Consider the following 1,009-nt stretch of genomic DNA (forward strand, 5'->3'; position numbering starts at 1 on the left):
ACGACGCCGAGGGGCACACCCCGTACGGGGCGTTCGCCGAGGCCCTGGACGGCTGGCTCGCCGAGTGGGACGCCGGGGAGCGGGCCCGGGTCGGTGCCGAGTATCCCGAACTGGCCGCTTTCCTGCCGTCGTTGGGCCGGGTGCGGGCGAACGGCGAGCGCTCCCCCGAGGAGGAGCGGGACCGCCTGTTCCGCGCGGTGGGCGCGCTGCTGGGTGAACTCGCCGCCGCACGGCCCGTGTTGGTCGTCCTGGACGACCTGCACGCCGCCGACGAGGGCTCGTTCCAACTACTGAGCCATCTGGCCCGCCGGGCCGGGAGCGGCGGCACGGCCCTGCGGTTCCTGGTCACCTACCGGGACGAGGAGGTCCCGGAGGGCGATCCGCGCCGCTCGGCGCTGGTCGCGCTGCGGCGCGCGCGCCTGTCGGGGCGCGAGGACGTGGGCCGGCTCGACAAGGGCGCCTGTCTGGCCGTGGTCCGGGACGTCGGCACCCCGGCCGAACGCCTCGACCGGGTCTGGGAGCTCTCCCTCGGCAATCCGCTGTTCGCCCTGGAACTCGCCCGCGGTCCCGTCAGCGACGAAGCGCCCGACGGCGTACGGCAGTTGGTGGGTGAACGTCTGGGGCGGCTCGGCCGCGACACCCGGCGCGTGGTGGAGGCCCTCTCGGTCGCGGGCGGCGAGGTGGCGCTGCGCGAGCTGCTCGACGTCGCGGAACACGGGCTGCGGCCGGCCGTGGACGCGGTGGCCGCGCTGGAGGACGCCATCGGCGCCGCTCTCGTCGAGGAGCGGCAGGTCGTGGTCGCGGGGCGGGCCGAGGCGGGTCTCGCCTTCCGGCACCCTCTCGTCCGCCTCACCTGCTACGAGCAGCTCACTGTCGTACGGCGCCGTCAGCTGCACGCCGCGTTCGCGCAGGCCGTGCTGCGTCGTCGCCCGGACGCCGTGGACACGCTCGCCTCGCACTTCGCGCGGGCCGACGATCCGCGCGCGGCCGAGTACCTGCGCCGGGCGGC

The 1,009-nt window shown here is 76.1% G+C and carries 1 protein-coding gene; it reads left to right on the forward strand.

Annotated features, from left to right (window positions below; genetic code table 11):
• Nucleotides 1–1,009: AAA family ATPase (locus G3I40_RS40000; protein WP_164559726.1), on the forward strand; the 1,009-nt coding region annotated here is incomplete at both ends.

This window comes from Streptomyces sp. SID14478, assembly GCF_010548525.1.
In the GTDB taxonomy this organism is placed as follows: domain Bacteria; phylum Actinomycetota; class Actinomycetes; order Streptomycetales; family Streptomycetaceae; genus Streptomyces.